Origin of the sequence: Stieleria sp. JC731 (assembly GCF_020966635.1) — a bacterium.
Taxonomy (GTDB): Bacteria; Planctomycetota; Planctomycetia; order Pirellulales; family Pirellulaceae; genus Stieleria.
Genome location: NZ_JAJKFQ010000011.1, coordinates 594,719 through 615,266, shown reverse-complemented (window position 1 = coordinate 615,266; position 20,548 = coordinate 594,719). Strand labels below are relative to the sequence as shown.

14 protein-coding genes are annotated in these 20,548 nt (G+C 54.4%); 13 read left to right on the top strand and 1 reads right to left on the bottom strand.

The features are described 5' to 3' along the window. A complete protein-coding gene (locus tag LOC67_RS19200) occupies nucleotides 1-4,788 on the bottom strand; it encodes a hypothetical protein (RefSeq protein WP_230264344.1) in 4,788 nt (1,595 codons plus the stop codon). A gap of 524 nt (nucleotides 4,789-5,312) precedes the next feature. Between LOC67_RS19200 and tssK the strand changes: the two genes are divergently transcribed. From tssK to tssG, 13 genes are all read left to right on the top strand, one after another. Next, nucleotides 5,313-6,767 (top strand): type VI secretion system baseplate subunit TssK, encoded by a 1,455-nt coding sequence (gene tssK, locus LOC67_RS19195; RefSeq protein WP_230264342.1) that lies wholly within the window; start codon nucleotides 5,313-5,315, stop codon nucleotides 6,765-6,767. Nucleotides 6,768-6,975: 208 nt separating this feature from the next. Then, the gene (locus LOC67_RS19190) at nucleotides 6,976-7,614 is read left to right on the top strand and encodes a DotU family type IV/VI secretion system protein (RefSeq protein ID WP_230264341.1); all 639 of its coding nucleotides are present in this window, start codon (nucleotides 6,976-6,978) and stop codon (nucleotides 7,612-7,614) included. A 120-nt stretch (nucleotides 7,615-7,734) separates the two neighbouring features. After that, nucleotides 7,735-9,426, top strand: coding sequence for a type VI secretion system protein (locus LOC67_RS19185; RefSeq protein WP_230264340.1), 1,692 nt, complete (start codon nucleotides 7,735-7,737; stop codon nucleotides 9,424-9,426). Nucleotides 9,427-9,451: 25 nt separating this feature from the next. After that, nucleotides 9,452-9,859 carry a hypothetical protein gene (locus tag LOC67_RS19180; protein WP_230264339.1) on the top strand — a complete coding sequence of 136 codons (408 nt, stop codon included), beginning with the start codon at nucleotides 9,452-9,454 and terminating at the stop codon, nucleotides 9,857-9,859. Next, nucleotides 9,856-10,566 (top strand): sigma-70 family RNA polymerase sigma factor, encoded by a 711-nt coding sequence (locus tag LOC67_RS19175; protein WP_230264338.1) that lies wholly within the window; start codon nucleotides 9,856-9,858, stop codon nucleotides 10,564-10,566. Before LOC67_RS19180 ends, LOC67_RS19175 begins: the two co-directional genes overlap by 4 nt. A 146-nt stretch (nucleotides 10,567-10,712) precedes the next feature. After that, the gene (gene tssA / locus LOC67_RS19170) at nucleotides 10,713-11,969 is read left to right on the top strand and encodes a type VI secretion system protein TssA (protein ID WP_230264337.1); all 1,257 of its coding nucleotides are present in this window, start codon (nucleotides 10,713-10,715) and stop codon (nucleotides 11,967-11,969) included. Nucleotides 11,970-12,134: 165 nt separating this feature from the next. Further along, nucleotides 12,135-12,650, top strand: a complete 516-nt coding sequence (tssB, locus tag LOC67_RS19165) for a type VI secretion system contractile sheath small subunit (RefSeq protein WP_230264336.1) — start codon at nucleotides 12,135-12,137, stop codon at nucleotides 12,648-12,650. A gap of 67 nt (nucleotides 12,651-12,717) precedes the next feature. Then, nucleotides 12,718-14,220: a type VI secretion system contractile sheath large subunit gene (gene tssC, locus LOC67_RS19160; RefSeq protein ID WP_230264334.1), complete on the top strand. Its 1,503-nt coding sequence runs from the start codon at nucleotides 12,718-12,720 to the stop codon at nucleotides 14,218-14,220. A gap of 261 nt (nucleotides 14,221-14,481) precedes the next feature. Further along, nucleotides 14,482-16,053 (top strand): type VI secretion system contractile sheath large subunit, encoded by a 1,572-nt coding sequence (tssC, locus tag LOC67_RS19155; RefSeq protein ID WP_230264332.1) that lies wholly within the window; start codon nucleotides 14,482-14,484, stop codon nucleotides 16,051-16,053. 46 nt (nucleotides 16,054-16,099) lie between these two features. Beyond that, nucleotides 16,100-16,906 (top strand): type VI secretion system accessory protein TagJ, encoded by an 807-nt coding sequence (locus LOC67_RS19150; protein WP_230264331.1) that lies wholly within the window; start codon nucleotides 16,100-16,102, stop codon nucleotides 16,904-16,906. 52 nt (nucleotides 16,907-16,958) lie between these two features. Next, nucleotides 16,959-17,453, top strand: coding sequence for a type VI secretion system baseplate subunit TssE (gene tssE / locus LOC67_RS19145; RefSeq protein ID WP_261366988.1), 495 nt, complete (start codon nucleotides 16,959-16,961; stop codon nucleotides 17,451-17,453). Further along, nucleotides 17,450-19,291, top strand: coding sequence for a type VI secretion system baseplate subunit TssF (gene tssF, locus LOC67_RS19140; RefSeq protein WP_230264329.1), 1,842 nt, complete (start codon nucleotides 17,450-17,452; stop codon nucleotides 19,289-19,291). Before tssE ends, tssF begins: the two co-directional genes overlap by 4 nt. Further along, nucleotides 19,255-20,538, top strand: a complete 1,284-nt coding sequence (gene tssG / locus LOC67_RS19135) for a type VI secretion system baseplate subunit TssG (RefSeq protein ID WP_230264328.1) — start codon at nucleotides 19,255-19,257, stop codon at nucleotides 20,536-20,538. The genes tssF and tssG overlap by 37 nt, the downstream gene beginning before the upstream one ends. The last annotated feature ends 10 nt before the right edge of the window (nucleotides 20,539-20,548 follow it).

Sequence of the window (20,548 nt, the reverse complement as noted above, 5' to 3'; positions counted from 1 at the left end):
CTACTCCGATTTCGCCTCCGACAGATCAAGTGCGATCGGATTGGTTTTACGAGCACTCGTGTCGATCTTTAGGCCCTCCCAAGTCAACGTACGTGCTTTGTTGCTGATCGAGCCTTTGAATTTCAGTGTGTATTCACCTTCGGGAAGCAGCCCAAAATCAAAACTGCGATCCTGCCCAACGATCTCTTTGGACGACATATTTACGGGGCTCGGTGCAGGGGAAAGCGTTAGCACACCGTTAAGGCCGGCGCGAGTATCGATCTTTCCGTGCAACCAACCTTTCTTGGCAGGCCCCGGTTTCACACCTGTTTCACCGGAACCGTTCATTGAAGGGTTCGAACGCTTAATCACTTCCACCGGGTATTGCGAAGCGAACTCATTGCCCGCTGCGTCGAACGCTTTGACGGCGATGTGATAGTTCTGGGCTAGTGGAAAAGTGAAGGACGTTCGTGTTAACGGAACCACAGCGACGCCATTGGATACCGGCGGATCAAAGTCGTAACTGCCTCGTTGCGTGTTGGCCTGACCATCACCGGTGGTATCAAGCCCGAACTCGATCCTTTGGATCCCGGCAGGTGGTTGACGATCCGGACTGGAGCCACCACCGTCAATCGCCGAAATTGCGAACGGCACCGTTGCCCCTTGGGTAATCAAACCTTTGCTTTTGGCGCTGACCCCAATGAAGTTGGGCGGCGTCGAATCCATGATCGCCGTTACCGATGCGGATGCCTCCTCACGCCCCTGGATCGACAACGTCGCGGTAATGGGAACACGCTGGTCCGCATATCGTCCCTGAGGCAAATCCTCGGTGATATCGGTGACGGTGGTTTTTAACGTAATCACACCGTCACTGGTCGCTTCGGCGAGCCATGTTTTTACGATCCGATCGGTTTGATAGGTGGCGTAGGGACGACCTTCGACTTCGACGACGACCGTCGGTTGGCTCGAGGGAATGAAATCGCGATCGGAGAAATCGGCTTGAACGACCGCCCGCAAAGCCTCGCCGCCGCCTTTGTAATAGACCTCACGACGCGGAAAGTATGTCGCTTCTGGAGGCGGTGTCTTGTCAGCGAGTGTGCGTTTCAAATGAGTCACCGAGCCAAAGCGGATCTCATTCTGCGTTCGGTTCTGGCCCTGGCTTCCTGGCTGATGATCGACAATCGAAGTGATCGCCCTCGGCCAACCATCCACATTCAATCGGACCCAAGATCGAGCATTTCGTGAATTGACCGGAACGCTGATAAACTTTGCGGTCGCACCGCCAGATGCGGTTAGCTTCAAAGGCCGCGAATCCGGTTCTTGTTCGCTCGCGACAACAAATCCCTCCCATTGATCGTCCTGCTGCCAAACGACTTCGACAGGGCGGCTTTCTAACTCGGGGATTTCATCGCGTTGCTGATCACCGTCCAGTGTTCGACGTAGGCTCGCGCTGACCTCCACACGCCCATTGGCAAAGGTGACTTTGGTATCGACGTAGTCCCGCGGGGCCCAAGGTCTAGCGACCAGATAGATCACTTGGTCCCTTTCAGGCAACGGCTCATCCTGCGCATCGACCATGCGGCAAACCAATGCAAGCCCGTGGCTGACATCTAAATCGCTCGCGCTGGTTTGGCCAACTGCCGGGGTTGCCGCCTCTTCGTCAGCTCCCTGTTTTTTTCCGCCGGCAAAGTTCAACGGAACCTGCTCAGCATCCTTGGGAACATCCATTACCGCAGGCCCCAAGACGATTCGCTCCGGACGCAAATATCGATCTTCAATACGACCATCGTTATCGACAACGCGGCCGTCAACCGGATCGGAATAGCGGCGGACGGCGAAATCGGGCCAGTACGCGCGAACATTCGGTGGCATCGGATTTGGCAAACGAACCAACCAAACTTTCGCCCGACAGGCTTTGCCGGATTCGTTGTACAGGCTCAGCTGGAACGGCGTTTTGCGATCGTTAAATGTTCGCAGCCACATTCCACCCGGCAAACTGCCTTCACCGCTGACCGTCGGACGGCTACAACCGATCCCACGATAACTGGACGCGACCGCAACCAGACGGTTTTCGATTGGCAATTCCAATGGGATTCGATAGACGCCAACGACCCCATCGACTTGATCACTGGTGCGATCACCACGAATCCGTACTTCAAGTGTCAGCTTTTCACTCGGCTCGGCAACGCCGGTTGCTCGAATCCTGATCGGCAGTTCTCGCTGTGAATCGGCCCCAACGGAAAACTCGATCGATTCGTCGGGGCCGACCTTTCCCTGTCCGGGAATCGAAAAACTGACGTCGACAGGCGGATCCCTAAAGTCGCTTGCGCTCGAACGCACCAGATAGCTGACCAACAATCGAGTCGGCTCTGGTCTATCCGGATTGATTTGCAGGACCAGGTTTTCGAGATCCTCGGATGTCTCCAAACGCACAGCCGAAGTCTCGTTCATCACGGCGCCGGCCGAATCAAGAACCGAAACACTTGGCTGACGAATGATCGGTTCTGGTTGCACGTTGTTGATCAACGCGGCCTGCTGACCCGACGCAGAATTCAACCTTGGACTGACCCGCAGTATTGCAGCAATCGTTTGCTCGAATGAAAGACCATCATTCTTTATCAAGATCGATCGCCACTGACGCTCGTCACTGGCATCGATCGAGGAACTTGGTGAGGAATAGAAGTCCGCAATCTCGGCCCTATACTGGTCCACTCGCTGCAAGCTCGTTTCACTTGCGGTGGAATCCCCAAATGTCACACGATACTTTTCAACGGAGATCGATTCAGAATCGCTAGGATCGACCGGAGCATTTTTGATCGCATTGAACAGTTCACGTCGCTGCTTCGCGGTCGGCAGCGGACTTCGCAGCCAAGCGAACGCGGCGCGATTGAGCTGCCAACTTCGCTGAGGATCGTTGCGAGAATATTCGCGTAGCAAGTCTGCCACCGAAAGCTGCACGTTTCGGTCGAAAACCTGGATCGAATCTTCCAGATCATTACTTTGCCGATCGATCACCGCCTGAGAGACGGTTTGCCCAGAGGATGCAGCCACGAGCGTTCGCTCGGCATTTCTCGCCGCGTTCAATAGGCGTGCGGTGGGCGCTTCCGTATTGGCCAAAATCGCTTGACGCTCAAATTCAGCCAACGCCCACAGTCGGTTGTACGCCACGGCAATCGCATGTTGCAGCTGATCGGCTGTCTCGACACGGCGATCGATTCGCATCTCGCGACGACGTTGCTGCTCTCTTAGGACAAAGTCGCGCAGCTTGGTGACCAAGTCGTCATGGATCGATTGCGTCGTTGCTTTGCCTTGCACGACTCGCAACAACTGCTCCAAATCTGCCGTGACGATGGACGGAATTTGCAGCGAAGTTTGGTCAGCCATCGTCTGATCCCAACCTTGAATTTCGGCCGCAAGAACCTCAAGCGTCAATTGCCGCCACAACTGCGGCGCAAGCGCTGCGGGACTGATTAAATCTGAATGCTGCCCCAAATTCACAGGAACGGATTCGAATTGGTCGCGGAAATCCCAAAAGCTCATCGCGGCATCCGTCTTGGCCGCAGTTTGTCTTTCCGCCGAGGGCTTTTCGCTGGCATCGCTGCCTGCAACGTCCGATTCATTGCCGACGTCTTTCGCCCCGGTTGGCTCAGTGGAGTCGTCTTTCGCTGGTAAATTTTCTTCTGATTCGTCTGGCGTCTCGCTTTGTGCTGCAACAAGCCTGACTTGCAATTCTTTGGTGCTGCGATCGAATCGCTGCTGCGTACTTGTTTTCGCAGCAGCTTGCGCGGAGGCCGGTGGATCGCCGGACTCATCTGAATCATTCTCTACCGACTCCGAAGGAGCTTCCGATGACGAATCAGTTTGCTCAGCCGTTCGATTGACCCAAAGATCCAATTCGCCGGCTGATACATCTTGTGCGGTCACGGCACCTTGTCCGCCTCGAAACAGAATCAGTTCCGGCGCGGTATCTTGATTGAGAGGCAAACGTTTGTAGCGTTCTGACATGAACGCACAAAGCTCCGACAGCTCGATCACTCCGTCGCCATCGGACTCCGCCTGACCAGCCATTGCGTCGATAAAATATTTCGTCGACAGCGGCAGATTGCTTTCCAGGTCCCAGCTGACGTTTTGCATCGGACCGCGCGTTGCCATGACCCAAACGCTTGACGCGAATGGCCCTTCCAAGCTTTTGGCGAGCGTTTCCAACGAGGCAAAGACAGATTCATTGAATTGTCCCAACGTCGGATGCGCCGCTAGAGGTTCGACATCGAGTAATACCAATCGAGTCCCGCTGAAGGATTCGGGGGCATCGTTGGCCAGGGGCGACAAGATTTCTTTTAACGGCAAAAGCCCGACGGTTTCGTCCGTCGAGGGATCGATCCCAAGATCGCTACATGCCAGCGCCGGTTCACCGTTGGAGTCTTCGAGCAGGTAACCGCGGACAACGATCAGTAGCGTGTCATCATCGTCCTCGAAATATTTCGCCAGCTGTGTCGTGTCTTGAAATCGGGTGCGAATCGCATCGGCCGATTCGTTGAAAACCTCACCCGCCAACTGATCGCGAAACGCTCGCCTGGCAGATTCCGCAAACATCCCAGGCGTAACGATGTCCAGGTTATAGGACGGCGCGACGACCAAAGTGACTAGATCACGACTGGGCCGAGGCCGCAGCAGAATGAATAGGAATAATGCCAGCAGCACGATGGCAAACAGCGTTAAAACCGATTTCGCCGTTCGTCGTTTTTCGGCTTCGCCTCCGTTCTGGCGACGCCAAGATTGCCGCTCGCCATATTTGCCTGCTGTACTCATATTCGATTTACAAATCGTCGCCGGGATGAATTCGGATAAAAAAGTTTACACGCAGCCAGGAATTGGTGGCCAGCGGAAAGGGGCACAAGAAGCACTCTGGAGTGAAGGATTTCGAGAAACAGGGCGACTTTGGCAAACTGTAAAATTATCAATTCGAAATGTGAATTTTTTATCCCAATTCGTCATAGCCTCACCCAAGAATTCACGACAACAGAAAAGAAGTCGCTGAAGTTCGGAGATCTTCCAGGGACGGGAAAACAGAATGCCCTACGCGTCGTTGATATTGGGCAAACTGACCAGAGATTCCGTTGTCCATCCAACCCGATGAACACTTGCGAACGAACGGCTGGCTGAGATGTCCATCCCTGACATGCCCCGTGCAAGACCAACGCGTCAGTTGCTAGAGTATCGTGAGCGACACCGACCAAAATTGCGATGCCGATCGACGATCTGCAGGCAGCTAGAAGGGCTGCTGATAGTCGAATCAGTCAATGGACAACTTGTCACTGGAGTAATCAGCACCGATGCATAACGAGAGCGTTGCTTGGCTGGAAGGAATGTTCCTTCGGCCTCATCATATGCAGGCAGCTGAGCGCAGCATCGACGAAAACGCCCGCCAACAGGTTTCGCTCGATCACGGATACAACTACGGCATTCGTCATATCAGCTTTTCGCGAGACGCGATTGCAAACGGGCAATTCGAATTGTCTGAATGTCAGGCGAGATTACGTGATGGCACCGTCATCTGGATTGACGCGGCGTCTCAGCCAGACCGCGTTGACCTCGGAAAAACCGGTGGTGCGTCGAAACGAAGCCTCGCCGACGCGTTCGACGACGTCGAATCAATCGACGTCTTTCTAGCCGTCCCGAAGTTACGGCTCGGTCGCGCCAACACGCTGGAAGAAACGGGCGGACAACACCGCTTTGTTAGCCAGTCCAGCTCCGTTGCGGATGAAAACGCAGGCGGAAACGAGCAGGAGATCACAACGCGCAGCCTGAACGCTCAAATCCTGCTCGGCACCGATAACCTCGGCGGCTATGAAACATTGCCGATCGCAAGAATCAAGCGAAGCGGCGCGGCCGAAGCGGCACCGGAGATTGACCACGACTACATCCCGCCCGTGCTCGGCTGCGACGCTTGGCCCGAACTGGCACGGGACTATGTTCGTGCAGTTTACGACATCATCGGCCAAAAACTCGAAGTCCTCGCCCAGCAAGTCAACACTCGGGGCATCATGCAAGGATCCCCCGAAGCGGGTGATATGAATCGACTGCTGATGCTGACGGCGCTCAACAGCGGTTACGCCGCGCTTCGTTCACTGGCGTTTGCGCGTGGAGTCCACCCTCACGTCGCCTACACCGAACTTTGCCGAATCGTCGGTTCGCTGTCGATTTTCCGTCCCGATCGACGCCCCGGTGAAGTCCCGCTGTATGACCATGATGACTTGGCAAAAATATTCCGCTGGGTTCGTGAAGAGATCCGCTCATTGATCACGGAAGTGCAGGAATACAAATTCGAGCGTCGTGACTTCATCGGCGCCGGACGAGGTCAGGAAGTCTCGCTCGACCAGAAATGGATGGGGCAGGGCTGGGAATGGTACATTGGGGTGCAATATGAACGGATCAACTCAGCCCAGTGCCGCGACTTTTTGGTCCCTGGTCGTTTAGACTGGAAATTGGGAAAAAGTGAAAAAGTCGATTTCATGTTCCGATATCGACAAGAAGGCCTGAACATTACAGAAACCAAAGCGCCTCGCGCACTGCCGCAAGGGGACAACTGGTTGTTTTACAGCGTCAATAAAAGTGGACCGGCTTGGGAAGACCTCAAATCAGATGACTCACCTCGGCTGGGTGTTCGATTCAAAGAGGCGCTGATCACCAACTTGGAAACTTTGCAGGGAAAGAAAGAATTGCAAATCAACGTGGATGGAATCGAAGGCACATTGCGGCTGAGCCTCTTTGCGGTTCCCGTTGAATAGCGGATAGCGGTTGATTTCGTCATCTGGCGATCGAGCGCGAACGAACTGGCCCGGAACCGAGACACGATCACCGATCGGCTCGATGGAAACCTGAACATTGACATCGTCAGTGCTGGCTGCAAAAGCCATCCTGGTCCAGATGGCTTGATCAGTTTTCGCATGAGAACGTACCGAACATCACCTTGGAATTGCCCATCCGACAGGATTCATGTCGCCTGAATTTGCCAAAGCGGTCGATCCGATTTTTATGTACGTCTCGTCGGTGATCGACGAGATTGAGATCAATCGAAGCCCCAACCCGGAAGACGTCAACGCCAAAGTCCGCGGCCTGTTGGATGCTGCCGAAAACTCGCTCGGCAGCAGTGAAGATTGGCGGCTAGCCAAATACGCGCTCGTCGCGTGGGTCGACGACTTGTTGATCGAAGCCGCCTGGGATGGCAGCCAGTGGTGGGAACAAAACCGGTTGGAATTCCAGATCTTCAACACCACCAGTGCGTTTTCGAAATTTTACGAGCAGAGCCAGAAAGCGTCACAGTTGCCACGCAAAGACGCGTTGGAAGTCTTCTATGTCTGCGTGGTGCTGGGATTCCGAGGACTTTACGGTGATCCCGAAGCCACCGCCCAGCACGAACACTTCGGCGTGCCCCCTTCGCTTAACGAATGGGCACGGCGTACCGGGATGACAATTCAGCTGGGCCAGGGACGCCCACCGATTCTGGAACAAGGCCGTCCCGGCATGGGTGCGCCACCGCTGGAAGGAAAATACTTGATGATCAGCTCGGTCATCTGCTGCGTGCTCCTGTCCGCCATCACCGTCGGAATCGCCAGAATGGTCCTCGCCGAATGAACAATGCCAACGACAAACGACACCTGATCGTGGCGGCGATTGAACCGGTGAACCGACTCCACTTGCGGGATTTCTTCGCACGCTCCAACCGACAACGTTTCTTCATGAGGTCCTGCTAGGATGGGAAGCGCCATTCGAAGCTTTATCGATGCGGTCCTGTATCCGTTCCGCCTGATGGCACGGATCCCCAGCAGCGTTATCAGCACTCCCAAACGTGTCCTTGGGCTGTCGCTGCAAACACGCGCAGCGGTGCTACTGTGGCTGGGCTTGCTATTCGTGGCAATCCTGTGGGGAATCGTCCGTTTCTATACCGACGACCGAGAGCAGTTCGGTGGCTTCCTGAAGATGGAATTGCCCATCGTCTTGCTGCTCTGCTTTGCGATACCCGCGGTCGCTTGGTACGCATTAAAGCTTTGGCTCGAAGGCGAACCGTCACAATACCCGGATCTGGATCGGGCCTGGGAAAACGCTCTGCAAGCGATGAAAGAGCATTCGATCGACCCCGGTGAAACGCCGATCTTTATGATCCTGGGTCCCGGGACAGTCGACAACGTCAACTCGTTCATGGCCAGCAGCAACACGCAGTTCCCGGTTCGCACACCGCTTGGCCCAGCCCCGATTCATGTTTTTGCCAATCAGCAAGCCATCTATGTGATCTGCACCGAGTGCTGCCAACTGAGCAAACTGATCGGTGCACCGCGTGATGCGACGATCGTTCCTGACCAAATGCCCGGTGCCCCACCGCCACCATTTTCGCCAAACGCGACCATGGACGTCAGTGCGATGAACAGCGGTGGCGCTTTTAGCGGTCCTCCGATTCCGCCGGCTGCTGCCAATCCGGGTGGCAGCTATTCAAATGAAGTTCGCAACACGATCGCGGCACTGAACATCCCGACTCCCAACCAGGGTGCCGGCGGTGAAATGCGTGGCACAATGATGGTGGGCGATCTGTCGGGCGGAACTCGGAACCCAACAGCACCCCAAGGCGGCGGAATCGCCGGTGTTTCGATGACACCGAGCGAAGCCAGCGAGGCGACCAACCGTTTGGCCCATTTGGCGAAACTGTTCAAACAACTTCGCGATCCGCTATGCCCGATCAACGGAGTCATTGTCTCGACACCATTCCGATTTTTGGCTGACGGTTCGCAAGAGATGGTGAACCAAATCCTGATCGCACTTAAAGCCGACATGGCCTGCTTGCGAGGCAGTTTGCGGATCCGCTGCAGCGTGACCCACGTTGTCGATTCGATGGAGATGGAAACCGGTTTCCGTGAACTGGTCCGCCGTGTTGGTGCCGAACGATCGTCAGTTCAGCGTTTCGGCAAAGGCTACGGTCTTTGGAACCTGCCAAACGCGCAACAACTTGATGCCGTCGTCAAACACGCATGCGGGGCTTTTGAAGACTGGTCGTATCTGCTATTCCGCGAAGGCGATGGCTTGAACAAAGCCGGTAACCGTCACCTCTATTCGCTGCTTTGCCGGATTCGATCGACCTTCCAGCCACGTCTGTCACACTTGATCAAATCGGCTTACGGAATCAATCCCTCAGGCCCCCACCTCAGCGACTCCGAACCGTTGCTGTTCAGCGGTTGCTACTTCGTCGCCAGTGGACAAATGCCAGACCGACAAGCCTTCTTAGCCAGCGTGTTTAAGAAGGCTCAAAACGAAGAAGAAGAATTGGAATGGGGCAGCGAAGCTGTCGCCGAAGAAGACCGGATGCAAGCGGGTGTGCGAGCACTGATGGTGGTCAACGGTGCTCTTGTCGCCACGATCATCGGTTTGCTCATCTATCACTACAACATCAACGCCTAGCCCAACACTTCGAACGTCCGTCACGATGTCCGCCCAACAGCCACAATCCGAACCACAGCCTGAGGCTCACTACGAGCCTCAGATCGATGGCGATGGTGCCGATGAAAAGGCCGCGGACATTAGTGGGTTCGAATTGTCAAAGAACCAGCAGTTGCTGAACGATGTTTTGGGTGAGACACTGGCGCGGCACCAAGAGGATTCCACATCGTTAATCGACGCGTTGGTGCGTCTAAGACAAACACGAGTTGACCAGCCCTGCGATGAACTGCTGTTCGTCGAAATCGCTCGCCAAGTCCTTGAACATCGACTGGGCGAACGTTGTGCGAGACTTCCACGAGATTGCTTCGCCGAAGTCGGCAAAGCTTTCTGGAACAACGACCAATCACGTCACCGTATTCAGCATTTTTGGTCCACCTTGGGAGCGGACAATTGAGCCAGCCTCCGGAAGAACGACCGAGTGTTTCCGAATTGATCAGCGAGGCTCAAGGCCTGGTGCGCTCGCTCGCGATGCGTGTTCATCGGTCACTGCCGATCCCGATGGATCTGGACGACCTGATCGCCTATGGGCAACTGGGCCTGGCCGAAGCTGCCCAGAAGTACGATCCCGATGAAGGCGTTCGGTTCACGACGTTTGCATACTATCGAGTCCGCGGTGCGATCTACGACGGTGTTTCGAAAATGAACTGGACCAGTCGGGCACGACTGCGAAGGGCACGTTTTCGTGAAATGGCGGACGACGTTTTAAAATCGGATGCGAGCGCAACCGCCGAAGGTGAACCTGAAACACCAAACGAAAACGACGCCGATTGGCTCGGCCGAATGTCCGAACGGTTGGCAATCGTCTATCTGGCCAGCGGTGAAGAAAGCTCGGACGCTACCGGAGCCCTGTCCGACGCGCCTGATCGCAACGAGATTCCCAGCAAAGTCGTTGCCAACCGTGAAATGCAAACAACCCTCAGAAAGCTCGTCGCTCAGCTACCCGCTGACGCTCGACGGCTTATCACCAGTATTTACTTCGAAGGTTTTTCGCTGACCGAGGCCGCCGAAAGGGCGGGAATCAGCAAGAGTTGGGCAAGCCGAATCCACGCCAAAGGTTTGGACCAATTGGCACAATCTTTGCGCAGATCCGGTAACGATTGATTCGACATCCCGCTTTAGCATTGAACACACCACCGCGAACCGCCACGCGTTAATCATCGACGTGTCAGCTTGCGATGGTGCAGACGATGCGGCGGGATGGACTGACACAGATGGCCTGGCAAACAAAGCCATCGATCTCGTGAGTTTTGCGCCGAAAGGAACTTGGCGATGATTTTGAAACTTCTCCGCAACTATTCGGTGAAGTGACCGAAAATAACCATCTCGCCTCACTTTTTAACGAACGGCATCTGACAATGGCATCCGAACCGACGCTTGATTTTGACGCCCTGCTGGCACCGATTTCGGATGACAGTCCAACCGGCGATTTTTTGAAGCGTTCCGACTTTGAACGTTTTCAACAGGCGAAAGATTCACGCAATGAGGCGGTTGCGATCGAACGCAAGATTCGTGAATTTGCGTTGTACAGCGAAGACGACCTTGCCGAACTTGACGCGCAAGGGCAAAGCGTTCAATCGCCCAGTCCTCCCGATTGGCGTTCCGTTCTCAAGCAATGCACGGAAATTCTGGCGAATCATTCCAAAGATCTTTGGGTCGCGACTTGGCTAATCGAAGCGAACACCCGAATCAACGGCATCGCCGGAGCGCGCGATGGGTTCAAGCTGGTCGCCGATCTAAGTGAACAGTATTGGGACGGGATTTACCCGCCGTTCGACGAAGACGAAGGCTATGCCGATACGGTCTCGCAACTGACCAGCCTCAACGGACTCGAAGGGGCAGGAACACTGATTTCCCCGATCGAAGAAGTCGAGCTTGTGCCCAGCTATGGCGCGCTGACCTATGCGGCCTATCGCGAGGCTGTCGAACGTGGTGGTGGTGAAGTCACCGAGAATGACTTCCAAAACGCCGCTCGCCAGGTCGACTTGGCAACGCTGCGAACCCACGAAAGCGATATCGCTTCGGCAATTTCAGAGTTCTCGCGAATGTGCGATATCTTGGAAGCGAAGTGCCAAAGCGACGAACATGAAGATTGCACGCCACCGAGCAGTCAAATTCGTCGCGCATTGCAATCCGTACAACAATCCTTTGCCACGCTGACACGAAATTTGCTCAGCGACGGCGGTTCCGGCGAAGTGACCTCAGAAGTCGCCGAGGACAGCGATTCGACCGGAATGACTAGCCCCGCGACACCTAAAGTCGACCTGGCACAGGCTCAGGTCAACAATCGCGAAGATGCGTTCCGCATGCTGATGAAAGCGAGTGAATTCTTTCGCAAAACAGAACCTCATTCGCCGGTCAGCTACATGCTGCAACAGGCAGTCGAATTCGGCCGAATGGACTTGCCAACGCTGTTGCAAACATTGATTCGTGATGAAGACGTCCTCAAGAACTTCTCTGATCGTGTCGGCGTGCCGATAAAAGAGGAGTCTTACGAAGATGATTGACCGTTAAATTTCGCAAGTTTCTTGCTAGCTGCGTGACGGCGAAAGGTTGCCTGACCCCCGATGGTGTTTTACAACCGATACCCGAGGGTTCCCGTTTCGCAGGCAAGGATTTGGAGTGGGAAAATTCCGTTTAAGTGATCCGCAATTGCGTCTGGAGAATTTGAGATGGCTGAAAGCCAACAGCAAAAGCTAAATCGCGTCCGAAAGCCTCGCGTACACATTACCTATGAGGTCGAGACCGAAGGGGCACAAGTCGTCAAAGAGTTGCCATTCGTCGTTGGCGTGATGGGTGATTTTTCTGGTGACCCGACGTCCAAGCTGAAACCCCTGAAAGATCGGAAGTTTATCCAAATCGATCGAGACAATTTCAACGACGTTCTCCAACGCATGACCCCCGGTCTGAACATGCGTGTGGAAAACACGCTCGCCGGCGACGGCAGCGAAATGTCGGTCAATCTGGACTTCCAATCCATGGAAGACTTCGAACCGGCCAATATCGTCGAGAAAGTCGAACCGCTAAAGAAACTGATGGAAACTCGCGACAAGCTTCGCGACTTGGCCACCAAAATCGATCGCAGCGACGACCTGGAAAACGTGCTCGAACAAGTGCTGACCAACAGCGAACAGCTGAAGCAACTATCCGGTGAATTGGGTGTCGACGCATCCAAAGATGACGAATAAACGCGCGTCGCGATCTCAATCCCAACATCACGTACAACATTCCATTGATCTTTAGGAGTCCCTGGCCATGAGTTCCGGCGAGACCGAAAGCCAACCAGAACAGCAAGCCGAAGTGACCGCCGAAGCCGGCACCAGTCTGCTGGAATCTGCCATCGCAGCGACCAAGAAAACCGAGCGTTCACGCGCCGAAGAACTGATCAAAACCTTGACCGAAGAAGCCCTCAAAGGCACCGTCAGTTTTGACAAAGATGTCATGCGATCGATCAATGCCGCAATTGCCGGCATCGACGCAAAGATGAGCAAGCAACTCGCTGCCATCATGCACAACGAAAAGTTCCAAAAGCTAGAAGGCTCCTGGCGCGGCCTACAGCACCTGGTCATGAACAGCGAAACTGGCGAATCGCTAAAGATCCGTGTGCTTAACTGTGGCAAACGTGAACTGTTCAAAGACATGGACCGCGCGGTCGAATTTGACCAAAGCCAACTGTTCAAGAAGATTTACGAGGACGAGTTCGGCACACCCGGTGGTGCCCCATACGGTGCCCTGATCGGTGACTATGAATTCACCAATCACCCCGAAGACGTGGACTTGATGAGCAAGGTCAGCGGGGTAGCGGCGTCCGCATTCTGCCCCTTCATCTCGGCCACGGCGCCACAGCTGTTCGGGTTCGACGAATGGACAGAACTTTCCAAACCACGTGACTTGGCCCGAATTTTTGAAAGCGCCGAATACACTAAATGGAAAGCCTTCCGCGAAAGCGAAGACAGCCGATTCTGTGTACTCACCATGCCGCGAACTTTGGCCCGTTTGCCCTACGGTGCGAACACCAAGACAATCGACGAATTCGCATACGAAGAAGTCCCCGTCGGCAGCAAAGGCGAATCGGTCCATGTCGAACATGACCAGTTTTGCTGGATGAACACAGCCTATGTAATGGGCGCAAAACTGACCGATGCTTTTGCCAAAACCGGTTTCTGCACCACGATCCGTGGCGTCGAAAATGGTGGTAAAGTCGAGGACTTGCCGACGTACATCTTTAAAGCTGACGACGGTGACACCGACTTGAAGTGTCCAACGGAAATCGCGATTACCGATCGCCGTGAAAAAGAACTCAGCGATCTTGGCTTCCTGCCGCTCTGTCACTTCAAGAACACCGACTACTCGGTCTTCTTTGGAGCACAAACTTGCCAGAAGCCGACCTTGTACGATCGCCCCGAAGCGACCGCCAATGCGGCCATCAGTGCACGCCTGCCTTACATCATGGCAACCAGCCGCTTCTCGCATTACCTCAAAGTGCTCGGTCGCGATAAGATCGGATCGTTCATGGAAGCGAGTGATTGTGAAGCTTGGCTTGATCGCTGGATTCACAATTACGTGACGAGCGACGCAAACCCTCCGGCCGATGTGCGTGCTCGTTATCCGCTCGCCGAAGCTCGCGTCGAAGTCAAGGAAATCCCAGGAAAGCCTGGTTCCTACAACGCGGTCGCTTGGATGCGTCCTTGGCTACAAATGGAAGAATTGACAACCAGCATGCGTATGGTTGCCAGTATTCCAAAGCTAGGCGGCTAAGCGGCCTCGATAAAACGGAATTTAAAACGCGTCTGCTTGATCAATTCCCATTGCAAGCAGACGCGATTGGACAACCAACGATTCCGCAGCCGCATCACTTCGCGAGAGTAGCGTGGCTTACATGAAGTGATCCGCGGCATCTGTTTTTCTCCAAATCGTTCAACGTTCAATCACTGAATTCACTCTCCCCTTGGACACGCAACTCACTTGACGATGGCGTCAGGTGAATTCGTCATCCGATTCTGGAACCCAATACCACGCATGTCTTCCGCCGAGCTTCCCAATCACGACGTCGCTTCGGCGCGAACGACTGAATCAGGGCTTGCCTCGAGTCTGCTGGATCAGGTTCTCGATCAGCCAGCGACATCATCCGCTGATAGACCTGCCCAATCACAACGTGATCCTCTCAAGGAATTTCTGGCGGCTAAAACCGTTGGCCAATCACTTGATCGTTGGTTGGGCACCGACTGGAATCAAGATAGCTCGCCACAGCAGAAAGATCATATCCTTGGCCGCCTTTCGAGTGATATCGCTCAGATCGATCATTGGCTAAACGAACAGATCAACGCGATTCTCCATCACCCACGATTCCAGAAATTGGAATCCTCGTGGCGTGGGCTTCAATTCTTGGTCAACCGTGCCGAAATCGAAGCCGATCCGATGATCAAGATCCGCGTGTTGACAGCGCGGTGGAAGGAGCTTGAAAAGGACTTTGAACGCAGCGTCGAATTCGACCAAAGCACGATCTTCAAGAAGATCTACGAAGACGAATTCGGCTCACCCGGCGGTGAACCGTTTGGCGTGTTGATCGGCGACTATGACATCCACCCGAAAGTTTCTCCGGAACGAACGACGGACGATCTATTTGTCGTTCGATCGCTCGCCGGTGTCGCGGCTAGTTCTTTTTGCCCGATCTTGATGGCTGCCAGTCCGACGCTGTTGGACTTGGAATCCTTTGGTGACCTGCAAATCACACGCGATCACTCAGCCAGGCTTTCGCGACCAGACTATCTGAAATGGAATGCGATTCGTGACGATGACGATTCGCGTTTTCTAGGCGTCGTGTTACCGCGTATTTTGATGCGTGGCCCCTACGAAGACGACGGTAGCCGAATTGACGGGTTCATTTTCGAAGAAGACGTCAGCAACCCTGACGGACAGGATTACCTCTGGGGCAATCCATCCTACGCTTATGTTTCGGTGTTGATGCGGTCATTCGCCAACAGCGGCTGGTTGGCTGACATTCGGGGACTGCGGCAAGACGTCGAAGGCGGCGGCTTGGTCGCGGATCTTCCGGCACTTTCGTTTCCGACCGATTCGAAAGGTGTGATCCCGCGGCCCATCACCGAAATCGCTGTCAGTGATACTCTCGAAAGACAACTCAGTGAATTAGGACTGCTGCCAATCTGTGATTGCAAAGACACCCCGATGGCCGTCTTTGCCAGTGGGCAGTCTCTGCAACGGGCGAAAACTTACGACACCGCCGAAGCGACGACAAACGCAAAGATCAGTGCGATGCTGCCTTATGTTTTGACCGTTTCACGTTTTGCCCACTACGTCAAAGTCATCGCGAGAACCAAAACCGGTTCGTTCGCGACCGCGGATGATCTGCAACAAATGCTTCACGATTGGATCATCGAATACGTCACCGCCGATCGTGAAGCGAGCGCGGATGTAAAGAGTCGTAAGCCTCTGCGAGAAGCGGCGATTACCGTCCAACCGGACCCCAGTAATCCAGGTGCTTACTACTGTATGATGCGACTTGCGCCACATTACGAACTTGACGAAATGGTCGGCAGCATCCGCCTGCAGACGCGTATCGGCCGATCATAGTTTCCCATTCAAAACTTCTCCGAATCTATCAGCAAGGATCAACGCAATGACAACGTCCCCCATGGAGTTGTATGAAGCGGGAAAGTTGGACGAGGCGATGGAAGCGTCGCTTCAGCTAGTCAAAGCCAAACCTGCGAACGTCGCGTACCGCTTTCAGTTGGCCGAACTTTCATGCATCGCGGGCAACCTTGAACGCGCTGACAAGCAGCTGGACACTGTTGGTAATCAAGACGCCCAAGCGGCAATCGGCGCGGCACTGCTAAGGCAACTTGTTCGTGCAGAACTCGCTCGGCGCGAAAGTTTCTACGATGGCCGCGTCCCCGAATTTCTCGGCGAACCCTCCGAACGTCTCACCGCGCATCTTCGTGCGTTGACGCTTTATCGCGATGGCGATCAGGCCGGTGCAGCGAGCGAACTGGCACCGTTTGCTGACCAAGCGATCCTACGTCAACCGATCAGCGTCAACGGTAATCAAGTCGACGACATTCGCGACCTGGATGATTTACTTGCCCCGGTTCTAGAAGTTTACACAACCACCGGTAAATACTTTTGGGTCGACTGGAATCAGATCCTGCACTTGGAAATGCATCCCCCAAAACGGCCTTTCGATTTGCTTTGGCGACAGGCCAGCTTGTCGATCGAATCCGGTCCCGATGGCGAAGTCTATATTCCCGCTATCTACTTGGAACCCGACAAGGATTCGCTGGCCGACGCTAACCTGCGACTCGGGCGTGGGACCGATTGGGTAGAGACAGAATCAGGTATCGTCCGGGGGCGAGGCCAACGTATGATCCTCGCTGGTGATGCAGACATGGCATTCATGGAACTGCAGTCGATCGCTCGCGAAGAATAAACTGATCGGTTGCCTTTGAATTCATTCCTCCTGCGAATAACTATTTACATCAATGTCCCGTGTCCCGAACGATCGCCCGCTTATCCCCAGTGTTCTCGATCGGTTGATCGATCTAGAACCACACCGGAAAAGCGAAGTGCCGATGAATCGGACACAGGTCCTTTCGCAGATGAAAGAATCTGTCGGACGAGACTTGCAAGCTCTTTTGAATACTCGCTGTCGAGCAACATCCTGGCCGGATGATCTAAAGGAATTGGACCGTTCGGTCTTTGCTTATGGCATCCCTGACTGTGTCGGCATCAGTACGGGATCGCGAGAGCAACAAGAAACCCTTCGCAAAATGATCACACGGGCGATCGAAGTCTTTGAACCGAGGCTGACGAAAGTTCGTGTGCAGCTTGCCGATACAAACGATCCAACCGACCGTGCTTTGCGTTTCCGAATCGACGCGATGTTAAAAATTGATCCTGCCCCCGAACCCGTTGTCTACGACAGCGAGCTAGATGCGACGAGCGGTGACTTTGTCGTCAAAGGAGTCCGTCGATGACCGATCGCTTGCTTCCGTACTACAACCAGGAACTTCAGTTTCTGCGCCGATTCGGATCTGAGTTCGCAAAGCAGCATCCTAAGATCGCGGCACGATTGCGACTTGGCGATGACCTTAGTGAAGACCCACACGTCTCGCGAATCATTGAATCCTTCGCGTTGCTGTCGGCGCGGACTCGTTTAAAGCTTGACGATGATTTCCCCGAAATCACGCATGCGCTACTCGGTGTGCTCTACCCGCATTACCTCGCTCCGGTCCCGTCGACCGCGATCGTCGAATTCAGCCTCGATCCGCGACAAGCCGACTTGGTCGCTGGCTATGACATCGAATCCGATTCGGAAATCGAAACGGACTCGACCGAGGATGGTGTTTGCCAATTCCGAACCGTTTACCCGCTAAAGCTTTTTCCGATGCGAGTCGCGTCGGCATCCTACAAAGGTCAACCGTTCCAAAGTCCGCCAAGCCCATTGCTACCCAAAGCGGAATCGTCGGTCCACGTTGAACTGCAAACCTTTCGTGAATCTGTCACCTTCGAGATGATGGAACTCGACAAGCTAAGATTCTTCATCCGAGGAATCTCGCATGCCGCAATGGATCTATACGAGCTGATTCATAACGACTCGATCGAAATGCTGATCGCAAAGTCAGCCAATGATCCCAATCCGATCCGGCTTTCCAAAGAGAACCTGCGCGTTATCGGCTTTGAATCGGACGAGTGTATTTTCCCGGAAGAGCCACGAACATTCAGCGGATATCGCCTGCTAACGGAGTACTTCGCTGCTCCGGAAAAGTTCATGTTCTTTGATATTTGCGGAATCCCGAAAGACCGACTGAAGGGCTTTGGAAATTCGCTCCATCTTTTTGTGCTGCTGAAGCGACACGTCAGCTCGGTCGAGCAATTTGTCGAACCTGATACGCTTCGCATCGGTTGCACGCCGATCGTCAACCTTTTCGAACATCGATGCGAACCGATTCGCGTTGGTCATACCGATCACGAGTACCACGTTGTTCCGGATGCTCGTCAACCGAGGGCATTCGAAATCCACTCGATCCAAAGCGTTCGAGCGATCGATTCGGAATCCCCGGATCGAGATTTCCATCCTTTCTATTCGATCCGGCATGCCGGCGAGCAGCGTGACCGACGCGGGTTCTTTCATACCCATCGTCGACGAAGCGACTTCAGCGGTGGTGCTCAGGATTCGGCGACAGAAATGTATCTTTCGCTCGTCGATTTGGATTTCGATCCAGATGTTCAAGACGGAACGGTGTTGGACATCCGTGCGTTGTGCACCAGCAGGAACTTACCGCAACGTTTGGAATTCGGTGGTGGCAAGCCATCGATGACATTGGTCCGAGGCGGTCCGCTGTTGCCGCCGAAGTGCATCACGCAGCCGCGTGTGCCGCTACGACCTCCGCTCGGAAAAGGAACTTATTGGCGATTGATCAGCCACTTGTCACTCGGACACGTTTCGCTTTTCGACGGACGTGAAGGTGCCAGTGCGATTCGTGAAATCCTAGGGCTGTATGAATTCATCGGCAAAGGTGATTCACAGCAACGTATCGACTCGATCCGATCCGTCATCTGCCAACCGAGCGTCGCGCGATGCAAAGCTCCTACAGGCGGCCTTTCGATGTGCCGAGGGCTCGATTTGCAACTGACCATTGACGAAGAAAAACTAAGCAGCGGTGGTGCGTACTTGCTAGGCAGCGTGCTGGAAAGATTTTTCGCGCTGTATGCTTCGATCAATTCCTTCACACGAACAACCCTTCGTAGCAGCCTCCGCGAACAAGATATCGCGAAATGGCCCGCCCGCTCCGGCAGACAGGAGTTCCTGTGAAAACCAAGGTTTCTGTCAAAGAAAGATTACGACGTCAACCTTATAAGTTCACGTTCTATCAAGCCGTCCGGTTGTTGCTGTCCGCGTTTCCCAAGGGCAGTGATACGTCAGCGGAGCCATCGACATTACGACCAGAGGATGCCGGTTCCACATCGCTCACTGACACGCCACAACGTCAACGGCGTGGTCGGATCGGAACGATCAGCAACATCAACGAAGAACCGGTGCGTTTCCAAGTCCAGCCGGCACTTCGTTTTGCGCCTTCCGAAGTCCTGTCGGTCACGCCGCATGATTCCGGCGAACAATCATCCGCCGACGGCGACGCTGCATCTGGCGGCCTTATCGACATGCAAGTCAGTTTCTGGGGATTGACAGGACCTGCAGGTGCGTTGCCGACGCATTACACCCAGATGGTGATCGATCGTGTTCATGCGAAAGATCACGCGATGCGAAGCTTCTTTGATATGTTTTCGCACCGCCAGTTGTCGTTCTTTTTCCGGTCCTGGGAAAAGTACTCCTTGGCCGTTGGATACGAAACTGCCCAATACGATTCACGTCCCGAAGCCGACTTGATTCGTGAGACGTTGCTGGCCATCGTCGGTCGTGGGACCCAAAAGACACGCGATCGACTTCATGTCACCGACGACGCCTTGATTTACTACGGCGGCGTTTTCAACGACCGCCCAACCGCCGAATCACTGCGTGCGATCGTTTCTGACTACCTAGACTTACCCGCAAAAGTCATCTCGTTGTTCGGACAATGGCTGGTCCTACCTCCCAACGAATGTTCTCGCCTTGGTACCCTGGGCGGACACAGCATCGTCGGGACAGACACCATCCTTGGCGGACGAACCTGGGACCCAGGATCAAAATTTCGGATTCAAATCGGGCCAGTCAAACTCGAGGACTTTACGCGTCTGATGCCGACCGGTAACACGCTCGCACAGACCTGCCAATTCATCCGCAGCTATGTCGGAATGGAATTTGACTTTGATCTACAGGTCATCCTTTTGGCAAGCGAAATCCCTGCGTGCCAACTCGCACCGTCCGCTCCCCAGTTGCCTAGTGAGCAGAAGCCTAGTAAGCAGAAGCCCCATCAGCTGTCAGGTGGTCAGGGGTCAGGCAGCCAGCAGTCGCCCAATCAAACGTCACCACACTTGGGTTGGAACACTTGGCTTTGCAGCCATCAACCGACAAGCAACAGCGACGCCGCCGTATTCCAACATGACGGCGCACCAATTCATTAGTCAATTGAAC